10 protein-coding genes are annotated in these 16,003 nt (G+C 44.3%); all 10 read right to left on the bottom strand.

Going from position 1 to position 16,003, the window contains the following annotated elements:
• Nucleotides 1–7 precede the first annotated feature (7 nt).
• Nucleotides 8–4,390, bottom strand: a complete 4,383-nt coding sequence (locus O0931_RS15620; RefSeq protein ID WP_109932806.1) for a CusA/CzcA family heavy metal efflux RND transporter — start codon at nucleotides 4,388–4,390, stop codon at nucleotides 8–10.
• A 104-nt stretch (nucleotides 4,391–4,494) separates the two neighbouring features.
• A complete protein-coding gene (locus tag O0931_RS15625) occupies nucleotides 4,495–4,815 on the bottom strand; it encodes a DUF6660 family protein (protein WP_146202963.1) in 321 nt (106 codons plus the stop codon).
• A gap of 419 nt (nucleotides 4,816–5,234) precedes the next feature.
• Nucleotides 5,235–7,415 carry a TonB-dependent receptor gene (locus O0931_RS15630; RefSeq protein ID WP_056095233.1) on the bottom strand — a complete coding sequence of 727 codons (2,181 nt, stop codon included), beginning with the start codon at nucleotides 7,413–7,415 and terminating at the stop codon, nucleotides 5,235–5,237.
• Between the two features lie 716 nt (nucleotides 7,416–8,131).
• Nucleotides 8,132–8,455 (bottom strand): hypothetical protein, encoded by a 324-nt coding sequence (locus O0931_RS15635; protein WP_056095240.1) that lies wholly within the window; start codon nucleotides 8,453–8,455, stop codon nucleotides 8,132–8,134.
• On the bottom strand, nucleotides 8,439–10,976 hold the full coding sequence (locus O0931_RS15640) for a heavy metal translocating P-type ATPase (RefSeq protein WP_090985884.1): 2,538 nt from the start codon (nucleotides 10,974–10,976) through the stop codon (nucleotides 8,439–8,441). Before O0931_RS15640 ends, O0931_RS15635 begins: the two co-directional genes overlap by 17 nt.
• 12 nt (nucleotides 10,977–10,988) lie before the next feature.
• Nucleotides 10,989–13,772, bottom strand: coding sequence for a multicopper oxidase domain-containing protein (locus tag O0931_RS15645; RefSeq protein ID WP_082489585.1), 2,784 nt, complete (start codon nucleotides 13,770–13,772; stop codon nucleotides 10,989–10,991).
• Between the two features lie 12 nt (nucleotides 13,773–13,784).
• Entirely contained in the window at nucleotides 13,785–14,261 is a 477-nt protein-coding gene (locus O0931_RS15650; RefSeq protein ID WP_056095245.1) for a heme-binding domain-containing protein, read from the bottom strand.
• 7 nt (nucleotides 14,262–14,268) lie between these two features.
• Nucleotides 14,269–14,841 (bottom strand): DUF3347 domain-containing protein, encoded by a 573-nt coding sequence (locus O0931_RS15655; RefSeq protein ID WP_056095249.1) that lies wholly within the window; start codon nucleotides 14,839–14,841, stop codon nucleotides 14,269–14,271.
• A 117-nt stretch (nucleotides 14,842–14,958) separates the two neighbouring features.
• Complete coding sequence (locus O0931_RS15660) at nucleotides 14,959–15,447, bottom strand: DUF3347 domain-containing protein (RefSeq protein WP_056095252.1); 489 nt, start codon at nucleotides 15,445–15,447, stop codon at nucleotides 14,959–14,961.
• A gap of 108 nt (nucleotides 15,448–15,555) precedes the next feature.
• Nucleotides 15,556–15,993: a hypothetical protein gene (locus O0931_RS15665; protein ID WP_056095255.1), complete on the bottom strand. Its 438-nt coding sequence runs from the start codon at nucleotides 15,991–15,993 to the stop codon at nucleotides 15,556–15,558.
• Nucleotides 15,994–16,003 lie beyond the last annotated feature (10 nt).

The following is a 16,003-nucleotide window of genomic DNA, read 5'->3' on the forward strand; positions in this document are numbered from 1 at the left end:
TATATTGTTATTGACCTTTTAGGTACTGTAATGTGTATACTGATTGATTGTATTGGTTGATGGCCTCCAGATAGCTGAAGCGGATATCAGAGTAGGTACGCAGGGCCTGCAGATACTCTACATAGCCGATCTCCCCTGCCTGAAATGCAATCTGGGACTGCTTTAGGATCAGGTTGGCATTCGGCAGGGCACTGTTCTTATAATAGGCGATACTTCTGGAATTTTTCTGAAGGTCCTGGAAGGCCTGCTCATACCTTCCACGAAGATCTGTCTGGGAAAGGATAAAATCGCTTTCGGCTACCTGCTTATCTATCTTTGCGGCTTTTATCCTTGAGGAGAAAGGCTTAAAGAAAAGCGGTATGGAGATCCCGGCGGAAACTCCCTGAAAACGTTTGCCTCCATTAAAATAAAGATCCTGACCGCCAACATTCTGTGCTCCGATAATGGACTGGTTGAAATAGCCGATACTGAAATCGGGGCCGGAGCGTGAGCGCTCGAGCCTTACCGTCTTGTCGGCAATATCTATCTGCTGGGCCTGCAGCGCAAGAATTGGATTTTCTGATGTAATGGTATCAGCCTGGCTAACATTCCAGACTACCTGGCCAAAGTCCGCGTTCATGATACTGATCTGTTCCCTGGTATTGAGCAAACGCTTAAGTTCGGCGGTATAGGCAAGGATATCAGCTTCGTTCTTGCTCATCTGGTTGCGAACCTCATTATACTGAGTTTCGGCGGTAGTTTTTTCAAGCAGATTGGTCTCTCCTGCCTGGTACCTCAGTGAGGCGGCCTTCAGAAAGTTACTGTAAACACTGTCCTGGCTTTTGTAAAGCTTTTGAAGGGCAATGAAATAGCCCAACTGGGCGTAAACGCTTTTCACCTGATAGGAAAGTTCTCTTTGTGTTACCTGAAGGCCGATTTCGGCTCCCCTGATCTGCGCATCATACAAGTTGCGCTGACTTTTGAACAGCCCCGGATAGGGTATGTTCTGAGAGGCCGAAAAGTTATTGTCGCGTTTGATGGTATTCATCTGTCCGTACTGCACCTCAAAGCTGGTCTTTCCAAGATCTGTTGAGGATCCCCTTAGCGCCTGTTGCCTGCCAATCTGCAGGGTTGAGGATTTCAAAGCCTGGTTATTACTCAATGCTGTGCTCAAAGCCTGCTCAAGGCTCATACCCTTGGTGGGAACCGTCTGCGCCTGCGCCTGTCCCGATAAAATGAAAAGTCCAAAAAACACCGCTAGGGTAACTACAGTTGTTGGAAGGGCAGTTTTTTTGCTTTTCCAACCTTCAAAATAAGTATATAGCACTGGAAGTACGATTAAGGTTAATATGGTGGAAGTAATCAGTCCCCCGATTACTACGGTTGCTAACGGTTTCTGCACCTCAGCGCCTGCTGCACTGGATATTGCCATTGGAAGGAACCCAAGAGAGGCTACAGTTGCGGTCATCAGTACAGGTCTCAGACGGATAGCAGTTCCCTTGAGGACAATGTCCCTTATACTATATTTATCCATTTTTTTCAATCTGTTGAATTCGGTAATCAGTACGATTCCGTTGAGCACGGCTACCCCGAATAATGCAATAAATCCAACACCGGCGGAAATGCTGAAAGGCATTCCCCTCAGGATTAATGCAAATATTCCCCCGATTGCGGCCATCGGAATAGCAGAAAAAATCAGTATCGACTGTTTTACAGATCCAAATGAGAAATACAGTAATAGCAATATCAGTAAAAGTGCAACCGGAACGGCAATAGAAAGCCTTTGTGTCGCCTCTTTTAAGTTTTCGAACTGCCCTCCATAGGTAATGTAATATCCTGCGGGCATTTTGATCTGTTCGTTTATTTTCTGCTCAATCTCTGTTACCACACTCTGGATATCACGGCCACGGACATTCAGCCCCACTATGATGCGCCGTTTGGTATCCTCACGTTGAATCTGGTTAGGGCCGATCTTAAACTCTATGTCAGCAAGTTGGTCAAGGGGAACCTGATTGCCGTTCGGGGCAGTCACATAGACATTTTTAACATCATCAATACCCTGGCGGTTCTGTTGGGAAAGGCGAACAATGATATCGTAACGCTGCTCTCCCTCGTATACCAGCCCCGCAGACTGTCCTGCAAAAGCAGTATTGAGTGCCTGGTTAACCGTTCCTATGCTCAATCCATATTGTGCAATCCTATCACGGTTGATCTTTACCACTATCTGCGGCAGACCGGTTGCCTGTTCCAGATAGAGATCTTTTGCGCCCTCTACACCCGAAACAATTTTCCCGATCTTTTGGGATATACTGGTGAGGGATTCGAGGTCATCTCCGAAAACTTTGATCCCAATATCCTGTCTAACTCCCGAGATAAGTTCATTTGAGCGTAATTGGATTGGTTGTGAAAAACCGAAGCTCACGCCGGGAACTTCTTCAAGTGCCTTACTCATCATCTCTGCCAGTTCTTCCCTGTCATGGGTAGTGGTCCAGTCTTTTTTATCTTTGAGTATTATGGTCAGATCACATGCTTCCATTGGCATGGGATCGGTAGGAATCTCGGCAGCACCAACCTTACCAATTACTTCTTTCACCTCTGGAAATTTTTCTACAAGGATTTTTGAAGCCTGATTTACTTTATCAATAGTCTGGGAAAGGGAACTGCCGGTAAGTAGCCTGGTTTCTACCGCAAAATCACCTTCCTCCAACGTGGGAATGAATTCTCCCCCCATCCGGGTAAAGATAAAAATACTGATGACCAGAAGAACAACCGATGATGCCACAACAATTATTCTTTTATTGAGTGCAGCCTTGATCATTGGAGTGTAACGGCGCTGAAAAAAATCCATCATCCGATCTGAAAAATTCTTTTTGTGGGCAACTTTTTTGCTTAAGAACAGCGAGGAAACCATAGGAACATAGGTAAGGGACAAAATAAAGGCTCCCAATATGGCAAAGGAAACGGTTTGTGCCATAGGACCGAACATCTTGCCTTCAATACCTACAAGGGCAAGGATGGGAAGATAAACGATCAGAATAATGATCTGTCCAAATGCCGCAGCGCTCATCATCCGCACGGCAGATTTTTCAACCTGCTCATCCATTTCGGCCTGTGTATAAGCGCGGCCAAGCTTATTCCCAGAGAGGATGTGCATTGTGGCTTCCACAATAATTACGGCCCCATCGACGATAAGTCCGAAATCTATCGCGCCAAGACTCATCAGGTTTCCCGATACGCCAAAAAGGTTCATCAGGGAAATCGCAAATAGCATGGCAAGCGGAATCACTGAGGCAACAACCAGCCCGGCCCTAAAATTTCCAAGAAAAAGAACCAGGACAAAAATAACAATCAGGGCGCCCTCGATGAGGTTTTTGGCTACTGTGCCCATGGCACGATCAACAAGCGCACTTCTATCTAAGAACGGCTCAATGGTTACCCCCTTCGGTAGAGTTTTACTGATTCTGTCTATCTTAGCCTTCACCTGTTTTACCACGTTATTGGCATTTGCGCCTTTCAGCATCATTACTATACCGCCAACAGCCTCACCTTCACCATCCTTTGTTGCACGGGTAAGTGCGCCATAACGGATGGAACTACCGATCTGTACGGTGGCGATATCGTGGATAAGCACCGGGATTCCGTTCGCATTGTTTTTGACAACGATCTTATTGATGTCATCAAGATTGCCGACCAGGCCTTCGCTCCTAATAAAATAGGCATTTGGCTTTTTGTCTATATAGGCGCCCCCCGTGTTCTGGTTGTTCTGTTCAAGGGCTGCGAAAACATCGCTGATGCTCAGGTTAAGGCTCCGCAGCTTATCGGGATCAAGCGCAATCTCATACTGTTTCAAAAGGCCACCGAAACTGTTGACCTCTGCAATGCCCGGCGTACCAAGGAGCTGTCTCCTTACAATCCAGTCCTGGATGGTGCGCAGCTCGCGCGCGTTGAATTTCTTTTCGAATCCAGGCTTTGCATGGATCACGTATTGGTATATCTCCCCAAGACCTGTTGATATGGGTGATATTTCTGGATTACCAAGTCCTGATGGGATGTTATTCTTGGCCTCGGCAAGCTTTTCGTTTACCTGTTGCCGGGCCCAGTAGATGTCAACATCATCATGGAATACGATAGTTACAACCGAAAGTCCGAACCTTGAAATGGAGCGTACCTGCTCTATTTCAGGTATGGTGGACATGGTCTGTTCTACGGGATAGGAAATAAGCCTTTCTACCTCCTGGGTAGCAAGGGATGGGCTAAGGGTTATGACCTGAACCTGATTATTGGTGATATCAGGAACGGCATCAATGGGAAGTTGTCTCAGGGAATATACGCCCCATGCGATCAGCCCCAAAGTGAACAGGGCTATTACAAGCTTATTCGCTATTGAAAACTGAATAATTTTTTTCAGCATTATTTGTTTAATTAAGTAAAAAATAAAAAAACCAGATCAATGCACAGCGTAGCCTCGTATGGATTATACGGGCAAAAACATAGCATCGAAATGAAGATCGATTTTTAACTTAATTTAGGCGGCTGCCAAACAGATAATGGTAAAGAGATAACCTCACCCATGTAAGCTTCATTATATTCTGAGCTTATTGGTTTTGAGATTACCACAAGAGGTGTTGAAGAAATAACTTCAGAAGTGGTATTACAGCAGGAACAAACGCAGAACGGTGAACAGAAATCACTGCGTTCTTTTTCTGTAGAATGGGTTGTTATGCTTTTTTCAGTTAATGGTCCACCATGCAACTTACCCATAGCCAATACGTCAGCGCATGGAATGCAGCTGAGTATTACGATAATGAAGCAGAGAAACAAACTGGATATTTTCACTTTCAAAATTTTACCAAATATATAAATTTATTTAGGAACATTTTTTTTTAGTCCTGGTTTGAAAAAATTTAATACTTTTTTATTAAAATAATCATAGCCTATAGGTTTTCACCCATCATTCAAAAGTTCCACCACTTGAACAACCAAACGGAAACCTTCTTTGCCCAAATCAAAAAACTTCATATAATCTGGGTAAAAAGGGAAGGAAGTTTTCATTTATTGATGAGATAAGTCCAGAGGTAAGCCTGAATCTTCCACTAACAGACCTTATCGGCCAGCATAGACTCTTCTGATGGGAAATGTCTTTTAACCGCACCGAAAGCTTCAATTATTCAGCCAGCCAGGGATTTTTTGGCCATCAAATCCCTGGCCCGGCTAAAATGTGAATCCACTACCCAGAAAAGTCGATTACTACAGGTTTAAAGTTTGAATTTTATCCCTCCGTTTACTACAAACCCATCTACAGGCGCATAGATGTCCCTGAAAACAGGGCTAGTAATGCTACCTGTATAGATCGAATCAAAGCTGGTCTGCCTGGTGTCCGTTAAATTCTCAAAATTCACAAAAATTGAAAACCGTTCCCAAAGCTTTTCTGCCATCAGACCAGCTGTCCAATAGCTTTTACCAGTGGCACCATCGTTTAACTTCTGTTTGCTGAAATAGTATGCTTCGGCACCGATCTTCCATTTATCTTCAAGCTCATACATCAATACATTATTTACCCTGTGCTTTGAAACCAGCGGATAATTTGTGCTGGTGCCTCCTGTATGCTGGTTCACATCCGCTAATGTATAACCGATGAAAAGTTTAAAATCACCGTAGGTTACTTTGGCATTTGTTTCCATTCCCCTGGTATCTAAATTACCTTTAGGCTGAACATAGGTCAGGTTGGCTCCATTAGCAGCAGTCAGCAATATCGGGTTATTGATACGGGTATAAAAAAACATCTGATTGATGCTGAATCCAACCGCTCCGTCAAACAATGAGGTGCGATAGTTAACATCATAGTTGGCGCCATAAGAGCGTTCCGCCTTTGTATTGGCCACATCTAAAGGCGCTACATTTCTGAACTGGATCCGCTCAGCATCTTCGGTAAATACAGTTGGTGCCTTATAACCCAGACCACCGCCTAATCGGGTAGAAAAATGTTCATTGATCTTCCACAATCCGGAAATTCTTGGTAAGAAGAAAAATCCGTATTCATTGTGGTAATCTCCCCTTACTCCTGATTCAAGACTAATTTTTTTAGATATGTTCCAGGTGTTCTGTGCAAATGCCCCAATGGTATTATAATTGTAACTTCTGAGTGCATTGTCACTGTTCTGGTCTTCCTTAAAATTGTCGGTCAAAAAGTTCACCCCCAACACCCAGTCTGCTTTTTCTCCGTTACGGCTATAATTGGCCTCACTGTAGGTTGACACTTGAACGCCTGAAAAAAGGTAATTTGGCAACCCAATACTCCGGTCGTAATAGCTCACCGAATTGCGGATAACAAGCTTTTCCTTTTCGCTCAGTCTATGATCCAACTCAACCTGAGAGCTGTAACGCCCGGTTTTATTCTCCTCAAAATAAGAATGGGCAGCACTGCCATTTCCCTTCACATATTCCAGGTCGCCGCCAATCCGTTTTTCAGTTGTGGCGTTGATTCCGGCCAAAAGCGTAGTCGCATCATTGAAATAAAAATATAGTTTGGGGTTCAGGGTGAAACGGTCAAACTTGGGGATAGCGGTTAAGCCAATATCAGAAGGATCATAGGCAGTCCCTTTGTTGTATGCACCATAAACCGTGATACCTATTTTATCAAATTTCTGTCCATAAAAACCACTGGCATCCAGTCCCAAAGCAGAAGTACCGTTTAAAAGGAAATTAAGCTGACGCGCTTCAGTCGGTTTTTTAGAAACCAGGTTCACCAGTCCAGCAATTGCTCCACCTCCGTAAAGGGTGGACGATGAACCTTTGATCACCTCTACCTGCTGCAAATCCAATGGGGCAATCTGAAGCAGGCCCAATCCACCCGAGAAACCAGAGTATAATGGAAAACCGTCCCTAATGATCTGGGTATATTTTCCGTCCAGTCCCTGTATGCGGATACTGGAATTTCCGCTGGTCGCAGAAGTCTGCTGGGTCTGGATGCCTGTGCTTTCTGCCAGCATCATGCGGATGTCGCCAGGTTTCATATTACCTTTTTCGTCCAGTTCTTCCCCGGCGATGACCTCAACCCGTGTAGGAATATTATCAATGGTACGGCTGCTCCTTGTAGCTGAGATCACTACATCCTCTAGTTCCTGGTCTTCTTCAGCTGCAGTAAGTAAAATAGTCAAAACGTTAGTTTCAGCAAGGGGAAAGGTCAGCGTATCAGTTTTGGTCTGATAGCCTACATAACTAAACTGAATGATCTGTTTACCTGAGGGTATACCATTAATACTTGCATTACCTGCACTATCTGATTTAGCGCCAATGGTCGTTCCAAGAACTTTTAACGTAGCTCCTGGAAGTACTTGGTTTGTCTTTGCGTCTTTGATGACGGCTTTATATCTATTTTGGGCAAAGGCGGTAACTGTAAACAACAGTATAGCCAAAACCACAATCGTTCTTTTCATAATGATCTTTAAATAATGATTTCGATAAATATGTCCGGTTAGGACGAGGGAAAAATAAACTACGAAAGTTTGGGCGGCTGCCAGATAGAAATTGAAATGGCCTGTAGCTGAAGTGGGATGTAAGCCGTATTATGCTGTACAGGTAAAAGCTGGGCCGCAAAAACGATCGTTGTCCGTGTAGTGATGGTAAAGCCGATACAGGTACCACAGACATAAAACGGTGAACAGCCTTTGCAACAATTATCGTTATGTTCACTGCAAGCATGTTTTTCCGCTTTATCGGTTTTCAGTACATGGCTATCTTCTCGCGCTAAAGCGCAGCATGGTACCGCGGTTAGCGTATATACGATGAGAGATAAAACCAGGGCAATGAATTTCACGGTGTAAAAGTATAAAATTTACTAATACTCTGTGTTGTTGTTATGTGATATAATAGATTGCAAGATCTGTAAATGAAGAATAAGAGCCTGGCACCCTCAAATTTGACTGTCCAATTGATTGGGGTTATTTCGCAAGCTTCAAGGCATCAGCAAACTCACCGGACAGGGGGACTGTTTATGATAGCTGTGGGGGATGCTTCCACGTCGTGCTCGACACGCTTGAATTCAATTTCAATACTATTTGCATCGGTTGTAGAACAGCCTGCATTTAAGTGAACATAAGGTAACAACCCCTTGGGTCACCGTCGTTAGGCTTTCCGAGGGATCCCAGGTTGATCACATGTTTGAACTTTCAATATGGGGTTTCCAAATTCTGTGATACGGCTTGTGGAAGTGCACCACAAAAAGCAGATCTGCATCAGCTTCTTTAAGCATTTCCAAAACATAGTCTGCATCTGTGTCTATCAGTATGTATTCATCTATACTACTGGTACTGCCGTGCGCGAAAACAAGATTTAGTTTTTCACCGCTCAGTTTATATTCTAACCTGATATGCGCCGGAAGCGTTTTCAAATATCCCCTGTTATCCTCACGCAACGGCCATCGGTAACAGCATCTGCCTTTTTCCTCTACTAAAAAAATATCAGTCGATTTTGGCATTTCTCAATCTCAGGGAATTCAAAATAACGGAAACCGAGCTAAAACTCATCGCGAGTGCAGCTATCATGGGAGAAAGTAAAACTCCAAAAAACGGATATAAAATACCAGCCGCTATCGGAATCCCCAATACATTGTATCCCAGGGCAAAAAACAGGTTTCCTTTGATATTGCCCATTACTTTATGGCTCAACAACCTTGCTTTTGCGATCCCGTTTAAATCCCCCTTCACCAATGTAATCGAGGCACTCTGGATAGCAACGTCTGTTCCCGTGCCCATGGCAATCCCGATATCAGCCTGGGAAAGTGCAGGGGCATCATTGATGCCGTCACCTGCCATGGCTACCTTTTTGCCTTCGGCCTGTAGTTTTTTTATTTCATTCAGCTTATCTTCAGGCAACATCTGAGCTTTGAACCCATCCAGATTTAAAGTTGCGCTTACTGCCCTCGCTGTATCCTCATTGTCTCCGGTAAACATGATTACCTTGATGCCTTCCTGCTGGAGCTTTAGAATAGCAGCTGTGCTGGAATGCTTGATCTTATCCGAAATCACAACAAACCCCACTGCTTTATTTCCAACGGCCAAATAAGAAACCGTCTTGCCCTGCCTTTGAGCGGCACTAACCTGCTCGGACAGACTAGGATCAATCGCCGCTTTAACATGCTCCATCAGTTTTTGGTTCCCCAAAGCCAGTCTTTCCCCATTCAGACTGCCTGTTACGCCCTTCCCGGTAACGGCCTCAAAGTCGGATATAGCCTTAACGGATATTTCGTTTTCCTCCCCATAACGCAAAGTTGCCTGTGCCAATGGATGTTCGCTGCTGCTGTTCAAAGCCACAATTTTCTCCAGGATCTGTTTTTCGGTAAAGCCCTTATCTACGCTAACCACACTTTCAACCGAGGGCTTTCCCTCTGTAACCGTACCAGTTTTATCGATGACCACTACATCAATAGCATTCATTTTCTCAAGAGATTCCGCATTTTTGATCAGTATACCAGACTGAGCGCCCTTCCCTACTCCCACCATTACCGACATTGGGGTAGCCAGGCCTAGCGCACATGGGCATGCAATAATCAATACCGCGATTGCATTTACAAAAGCATAAACATAGGCCGGATCGGGGCCGTATACTGCCCATACCACGAACGTTACAATAGAAATCAATACCACAACAGGCACGAAATAACCTGAAATTTTATCGGCCATCTTTTGGATGGGCGCTTTTGAGCGGCTGGCGGAATTGACCATTTCGATGATCTGGGAAAGCAGTGTTTCTGAGCCTACCTTTTCGGCAAGCATGACAAAGGTCTTTTTACCATTGATGGTTCCTGAACTGATTTTATCCCCTATCTTTTTCTCAACAGGAAGGGGTTCTCCTGTGATCATGGATTCATCAATTACAGCTTCCCCGTTCTTAATACTACCATCCACCGGAATTTTTTCACCAGGCTTTACCCTCAGCAGATCTCCTTTCTGAATATCATCAATAGATACTGATATTTCCTTATCCCCGACCACTTTTGTTGCTGAATTAGGTGCCAGCTTCAACAGCTCCTTAATGGCGCTGTTGGTTTTGCCATGCGCCCGGGCTTCCAAAAGCTGACCGAGAAGTACCAGCGTAAGAATCACGGTTGCCGCCTCAAAATAAACGAAAACGGTGCCGTGATGTGTTTTAAACTGATCAGGAAAAACTCCGGGGAATAGAAGGGCGACAATACTGAAGCCCCAGGATACCCCGGCACCAATCCCAATCAGTGTAAACATGTTCAGTTTCCAGGTAATGATGGATTGCCATGCACGCTGAAAGAACATCCAGGTTGCATAAAAGACCACCGGAATAGAAAGAAAAAACTGAACCCAGTTCCAGTATTTAAGTTCCATTAGATCAAACAAAGGATTGCTGGGAATCATTTCCGTCATGGCAATAACAAAAATGGGTATGGTAAAACCTGCTGCAATCTTGAACTTTTTGAGCAGGGTTTCATAAGTTTTATCTTCTTCTTCAAGGTTTGTCCCTGTAGGTACCAGGTCCATTCCGCAGAGCGGACATGATCCTGGTTTGTCCCTGATAATCTCGGGATGCATGGGGCAGGTAAATTGAGATGCCTGTTTCTTGGCAGGCTGTTTTACCAGGTCCATCCCGCATACAGGGCAATGACTTGGCTTATCATAAGTCTTCTGACCTTGACAGTGCATAGGACAATAAAACAGGCCTCCCGCTTCATTTTTATCATCATTTTCAACCTTGGGACTTTGCTCATGGGTTGAATGATCATGATTAGGATGTTCTGAAGATTTTAGAACATGTTTTCCCTGAACTGCCATTTCAATACCGTAATGTCCGGCGGCAGAAAGAGCCTCCTGCAGCTTTTCCGTCGGGATATGTTCTTGCATAGTTATGACGGCTTCAGCAGGTTCAAGGGTCACCTGTGCAGAAACGCCATCAATCGCATTCAGCACATTTTCGACTTTGCTCCGGCAGCCCTGACAGCTCATTCCGGTTATTTTATAGGTGTGTTCCATGTTTTTGATTTGTTAATAGCTTAATGTCAATCCGGCGCCATAGCCCATATCACTGTCATAATGTGTTGAAAGCCCAAAATACTTAGTAACGATGTACCTGAATCCGGCCATATATTCCTTATCGGTATTGACCATAAACTGGAAGCGCAGTCTTTTGGAAACGGGGATATCTTCCCTCATCAGCTGAAACCTGACATTCCCCTTGTGATCGAGGGAAGCATCTGCAACGATCAGCAGTGGTAGGGTATATTGAACTCCCAAATGAAATACCTGCCTGAAATTTTTGGTATTTCCCTGCCCGAAAAGGTTGTTTCCCGGCGAAAGTGATTGCCCGAAAACATTCTTGTCCAAGGGATCAACCGTTCTTTTTCTAAAATCCCATCCGATATAGGGCAATAGCCATTGGTTTCTCCCGATATATCTTCCAAAATGACTTTCACTTTCATAGCCCATTTCCTTGTCAAACCCAATCCGCCATTCAGTGGTAAAGCGGTAACGGGTATTGGCGAGCATAATCTCTCCGTCGCTGCCATTGGTTTCGATTCCGATGCGTGCCATTGGATGAAATGCCCTGTCATCACTGAAAAGTTTTCGCTGTGCCAGCTTGGGGTCCGGGATTTCGGGATTAGGCGGAGAATTCTCATAACTGAATACCCTTCCCATACCGCTCATCATGTGATAGAGAATATGGCAGTGGAAGAACCAGTCGCCTCCTGGCTCTGTTGCTGCAAATTCAAGGGTATCCCGCTCCATGGGCATGATGTCGATAATGTTCTTCATCGGGGCATATTCTCCCTGCCGGTTAATTACCCTGAAGTCATGGCCATGAAGGTGCATAGGATGGCGCATCATACTGTTGTTGTAAAGGATTATCCTAACATTTTCGCCCTTTTTTATCAGTATCTTATCGCTTTCAGAAACGGTTTTGTTATCCAGCGTCCAGACGTAACGGTTCATATTTCCTGTAAGGTCAAACTTAAGTTCCTTCCATGGGCCTTTTGGCAGGGTTGTTTTCTTTGGATCTCGAAGCATATTATAGTTCAGAGTAACGATATCGGCGGTTTCTGCCTCCATATTCATCCCTGCCATGCTCTTGTCACCAGACATCTGCATACCAGGCATCCCCTTCATTTTTTTCTCTGTTTTTGAATTTTCTTCACCGGTTACCTCCGGGTACATCACCGTATTCATATCCATGATCTGGTTCTGCATCTTCATGCCTTCCATCTGTACCATATTGCCGCTCATATCCATCATATCGTTCATCATTTTCATTCCGGCAAAATACTTCAGTTTGGGCATTTTCTCTGCATGGACCTTTTCTCCCTTGCCCAGCCATAGTGATGCTGATCCCGTACGGTCTTCAGGAGTGACCAAAAATTCATAGCTCTTATTTTCCGGAATCGTGACCACTACATCATAGGTTTCGGAAACCGCTATAATCAGCCTGTCGACCTCTACAGGCTCCACATCATTTCCATCGGTAGCGACAACGGTAATCTTGCCCCCTGCATATTTAAGCCAGAAATAATCTGAGGCTCCACCGTTTGCAATACGCAGCCTTACCTTGTCCCCAGCCTTGAACTGCGGCTGTTCGTTCTGATTTTTCCCATTGATGAGAAAGGCTTCATAATAAACATCGCTCACATCCATGGCATTCATGCGCTTCCATTCATTGGCTACCTTTGTTTTAAAATGTCCGGTCCTGATCGCTTCTGCATAACTCTGGGTAGTCCCTTTTTTGATGGCAAACCAGTCGTTGGCATTTTTCAGGCTTCTATGAACCTCCTCGGGCTTCATATCTGTCCATTCGCTAATGACTACTGGAAGGGTTGGAATATCCCACTCCGTACGTTTGTTCATGATAAATGCCCCATACATACCTATCTGTTCCTGAAGGCCGCTGTGGCTGTGGTACCAGTGCGTTCCATGTTGGACGATGGGAAACTTATAGATGTAGGTAGTGTGCGGTTTGATCGGCATTTGGGTCAGAAAAGGAACACCATCCATCTTGTTCGGAAGAAAAAGTCCGTGCCAGTGCAGCGCGGTTTCCTCGTCGAGATTATTGTGCACGTAGATCAGGGCGGTATCGCCCTGCGTAAAGGTCAGTGTGGGCATGGGGATCTGACCGTTTACCGCAATTGCCCGCTTTGATTTTCTCCCATAATTTACCGTTGTATCGGCTATGTAAAGATCATAACGCACGGTACGTGGTGGAAATTTATTCGCAACGGTCTTAATCGGGCCCAAATTGGCCTTTGCAGTTTTGATATTTTCCATGTCAGAACTGTTATCATCCATTGCCATGCCCGCCATATCCCCCATATCCTCACTCTTTTTGGAACTTTCCTTTGTTCCCCCATTCTGTTCAGGCGCTGACCTGGGCTTTTCCCTGATTAGCTTCATCCCGCATTTGGGACAGTTGCCAGGTTTGGAGTCATGGATCTCAGGGTGCATTGGGCAGGTATAGGTTACTGATTCCTCTTTTGGCTTACTTTCCAATTTTTCTGCCAGCATTTTCATGCCTTCCATAGCTCCCTTTTTTGTACCTTGCTTCTTTTTGCCCGGATCAGCTGTCTTTGCCTTATCCACTTTACCTTTCTGCAGGATAAGCTTCATTCCGCACTTTGGACAGTTACCGGGTTTTTCCGATTGTATTTCCGGGTGCATCACACAGGTATAGATTACCCTGGACTGACCAGCACTGCCGTTCTTGTCCGTTTTCATTCCCTTCATATCCTGGGCGGAAACCACAGAATAAATTATCAATAAAAAGACTGTTAATATATTTTTCATTTCTTTGTTAATTTAAAGAGCAGTGAGATTCTTTCTGTTCAAACTATCCCTTGAATTCTGTACCCACTTTATGAGTATCGACTTTTCCCTTGGATCTAATATTGCATTTCTGTGGATCAGGCTATAAGAGGAAAGCGGCATTGTACCATCTTTTAAGCTATTTTCTATGGCCCGCAGTTTGTTCTGACGCCTCCGCAAGGTATAGCCGGCAAATTCATTAAAGTTCAGCTCCTCTTTTCCCGATCGTATGTGACTGTTAAGGTACCAGTGAAGCGGCTGAACATAGGCATACCATGGATATTCCGTGTTGTTGCTGTGACAGTCATAACATGATTTTTTAAGTATCCCCTGCACATCATCAGGCATAGGAACAAGTGTGGATATATCCTGAGGCATAGCCTGCGCGCTTTTATTGCGTGCAGGCTGTAAGATCTGCATAAGCATGAAGATAACTAATAGCCCAAGAAAGGTTTTTTTTATGCCCGTCATTTTTGTGCTATTTCAGTTCTTCTTTGACAGTGCCACAGGTGGGCATCGTTTTTCCAAGGTAAGGGTTTTTGATCTCCTTTATCTCACTCACCCAGATTGCACCCTTGTTATTGTTGTACATGGGACAACGGTCCACATACAGGGGCTTGTCAGTGCCAAGGAGCTTGATCATATCGTACATGTCTTTGCTCAGCATATCGAAATGCTCACGTTGATGGGCAATATTGCCTGCATTGGAACCGATATGCTCTGCGTGCTCTTTGGCATCATCCCGAATATCGCTATATGCCCTGGCCTGCTCCGAAGTCAATGATTTTTCATCAAAACTGGCGAACGCTGCGACCATTTCACTGCCTGCGGCGGCAGCTTGTTTATCATCGTCCGTGGTCAGGGCATTTTTCAGTTTCAGATAGCCGGATAAAAGCGCAGCCGTTTGGGATTTTTTTACATTATTGGTTTCCCTAGAAACATTTTTGGTCGTGGAATCCGCAACAGCGGAATCTTGCTTTTCATTTTTGCCATTTGTACAGGCGGCAAGGAAAAATAGTGGGCCCAGAAGGCTATATATTAATGTTTTCATTGTTTTTGATATATCTTGAATAAATTATTTCGAGCTGTATGTAGAATATATGCATACAGCTATATTGAACGGACCAAAACATCACAATGCTAAATGTCCGCTCAATAACAATATGAATTATTTGATAGTCTCCTTTACTGCACCACAGGTCAGCATCTGCTTACCGAAATAAGGGTTTTTGATACCAGCGTTATCAGAAAGCCAATAGCTCTTTTTCAATGGACAATAGGTATAATAAACAGGCGCTTTGGTGAGTTTAACGGCTTTTGCCAGTTTAAAAAGATTGGCAGAAAAAGTTGCGAAATATTCTCTCTGATGGGCAATATCCTTACTCTCCGATATGTGCTTGGCATCAAAGGCAAGCTTATCCTGTAAACCTATAAATATATTCATATCGGCTTCTGGCATTGACTTCATGTCCATGCTGCCCAGCGCTCTGGAAAACTCAGTGGCTTTTGAGGCGGCGACTGTCGCATCTGCATTTATCAATGCATTTTTGATATCGTAATAAGAAGTTAAAAGTGACTGTGTCTGGCTATTTTGCGCAAGGACGCGGCCAGTGAAAACGATTGCCAATAGGGCAACCAGAAAAAATATTTTTTTCATGATTTTAAGATTAAATGTTTACACTCTTTCCGCAGGAGTTTTGGCCGCGCGAAAGCCAGGCACCATGTCAATGTAACACGGGCTCTATTGGTAATTCTTGGTGAAATCTTATATCTGAAAGCTATTGATGGAAATCCGGATGTCCCTGTTGGGTGGCCGCTCCCGCTGTCCGGCGTAAACGCTCTTTTTGAGAGCCAGTTTGACAGAAGGAATTAAAAAGTTGTAATTATAATCTGGAAGCAATAGAACAGGTAGGATAACCTGGTTTTTAACGCTTTGGGGAACAAGCTTCCCCTGAACCACAAGGTCGTTGACCAGAGTCTTGCAACAGGGATCTTCTTTTGAAAGATTCGGTCCATTTGAAGCACTGTGTTTATGCACATGTGCACCTTTATGCTGATGATCATGTTTGTGATTATTCTTTTTAGAGGAAACATGTACATCACTTTCTCCATGATTATCTCTTTCCATTCCAACTGCACAGGCAAGGCCAACAACAGTGTTGAGCAGAAAAATCACTAAAAGAAAGATGGCTTTGGTTTTCATCAGACTACAA

It is taken from the genome of Pedobacter rhodius (assembly GCF_027213645.1).
GTDB classification, from domain to species: domain Bacteria; phylum Bacteroidota; class Bacteroidia; order Sphingobacteriales; family Sphingobacteriaceae; genus Pedobacter; species Pedobacter rhodius.

Excerpts from the sequence above, each read along its gene's own strand:
- O0931_RS15620 (WP_109932806.1), bottom strand. The coding sequence starts at position 4,390 with ATGCTGAAAAAAATTATTCAGTTTTCAATAGCGAATAAGCTTGTAATA.
- O0931_RS15630 (WP_056095233.1), bottom strand. The coding sequence starts at position 7,415 with ATGAAAAGAACGATTGTGGTTTTGGCTATACTGTTGTTTACAGTTACC.
- O0931_RS15635 (WP_056095240.1), bottom strand. The coding sequence starts at position 8,455 with ATGCCAAAATCGACTGATATTTTTTTAGTAGAGGAAAAAGGCAGATGC.
- O0931_RS15640 (WP_090985884.1), bottom strand. The coding sequence starts at position 10,976 with ATGGAACACACCTATAAAATAACCGGAATGAGCTGTCAGGGCTGCCGG.
- O0931_RS15645 (WP_082489585.1), bottom strand. The coding sequence starts at position 13,772 with ATGAAAAATATATTAACAGTCTTTTTATTGATAATTTATTCTGTGGTT.
- O0931_RS15650 (WP_056095245.1), bottom strand. The coding sequence starts at position 14,261 with ATGACGGGCATAAAAAAAACCTTTCTTGGGCTATTAGTTATCTTCATG.
- O0931_RS15655 (WP_056095249.1), bottom strand. The coding sequence starts at position 14,841 with ATGAAAACATTAATATATAGCCTTCTGGGCCCACTATTTTTCCTTGCC.
- O0931_RS15660 (WP_056095252.1), bottom strand. The coding sequence starts at position 15,447 with ATGAAAAAAATATTTTTTCTGGTTGCCCTATTGGCAATCGTTTTCACT.
- O0931_RS15665 (WP_056095255.1), bottom strand. The coding sequence starts at position 15,993 with ATGAAAACCAAAGCCATCTTTCTTTTAGTGATTTTTCTGCTCAACACT.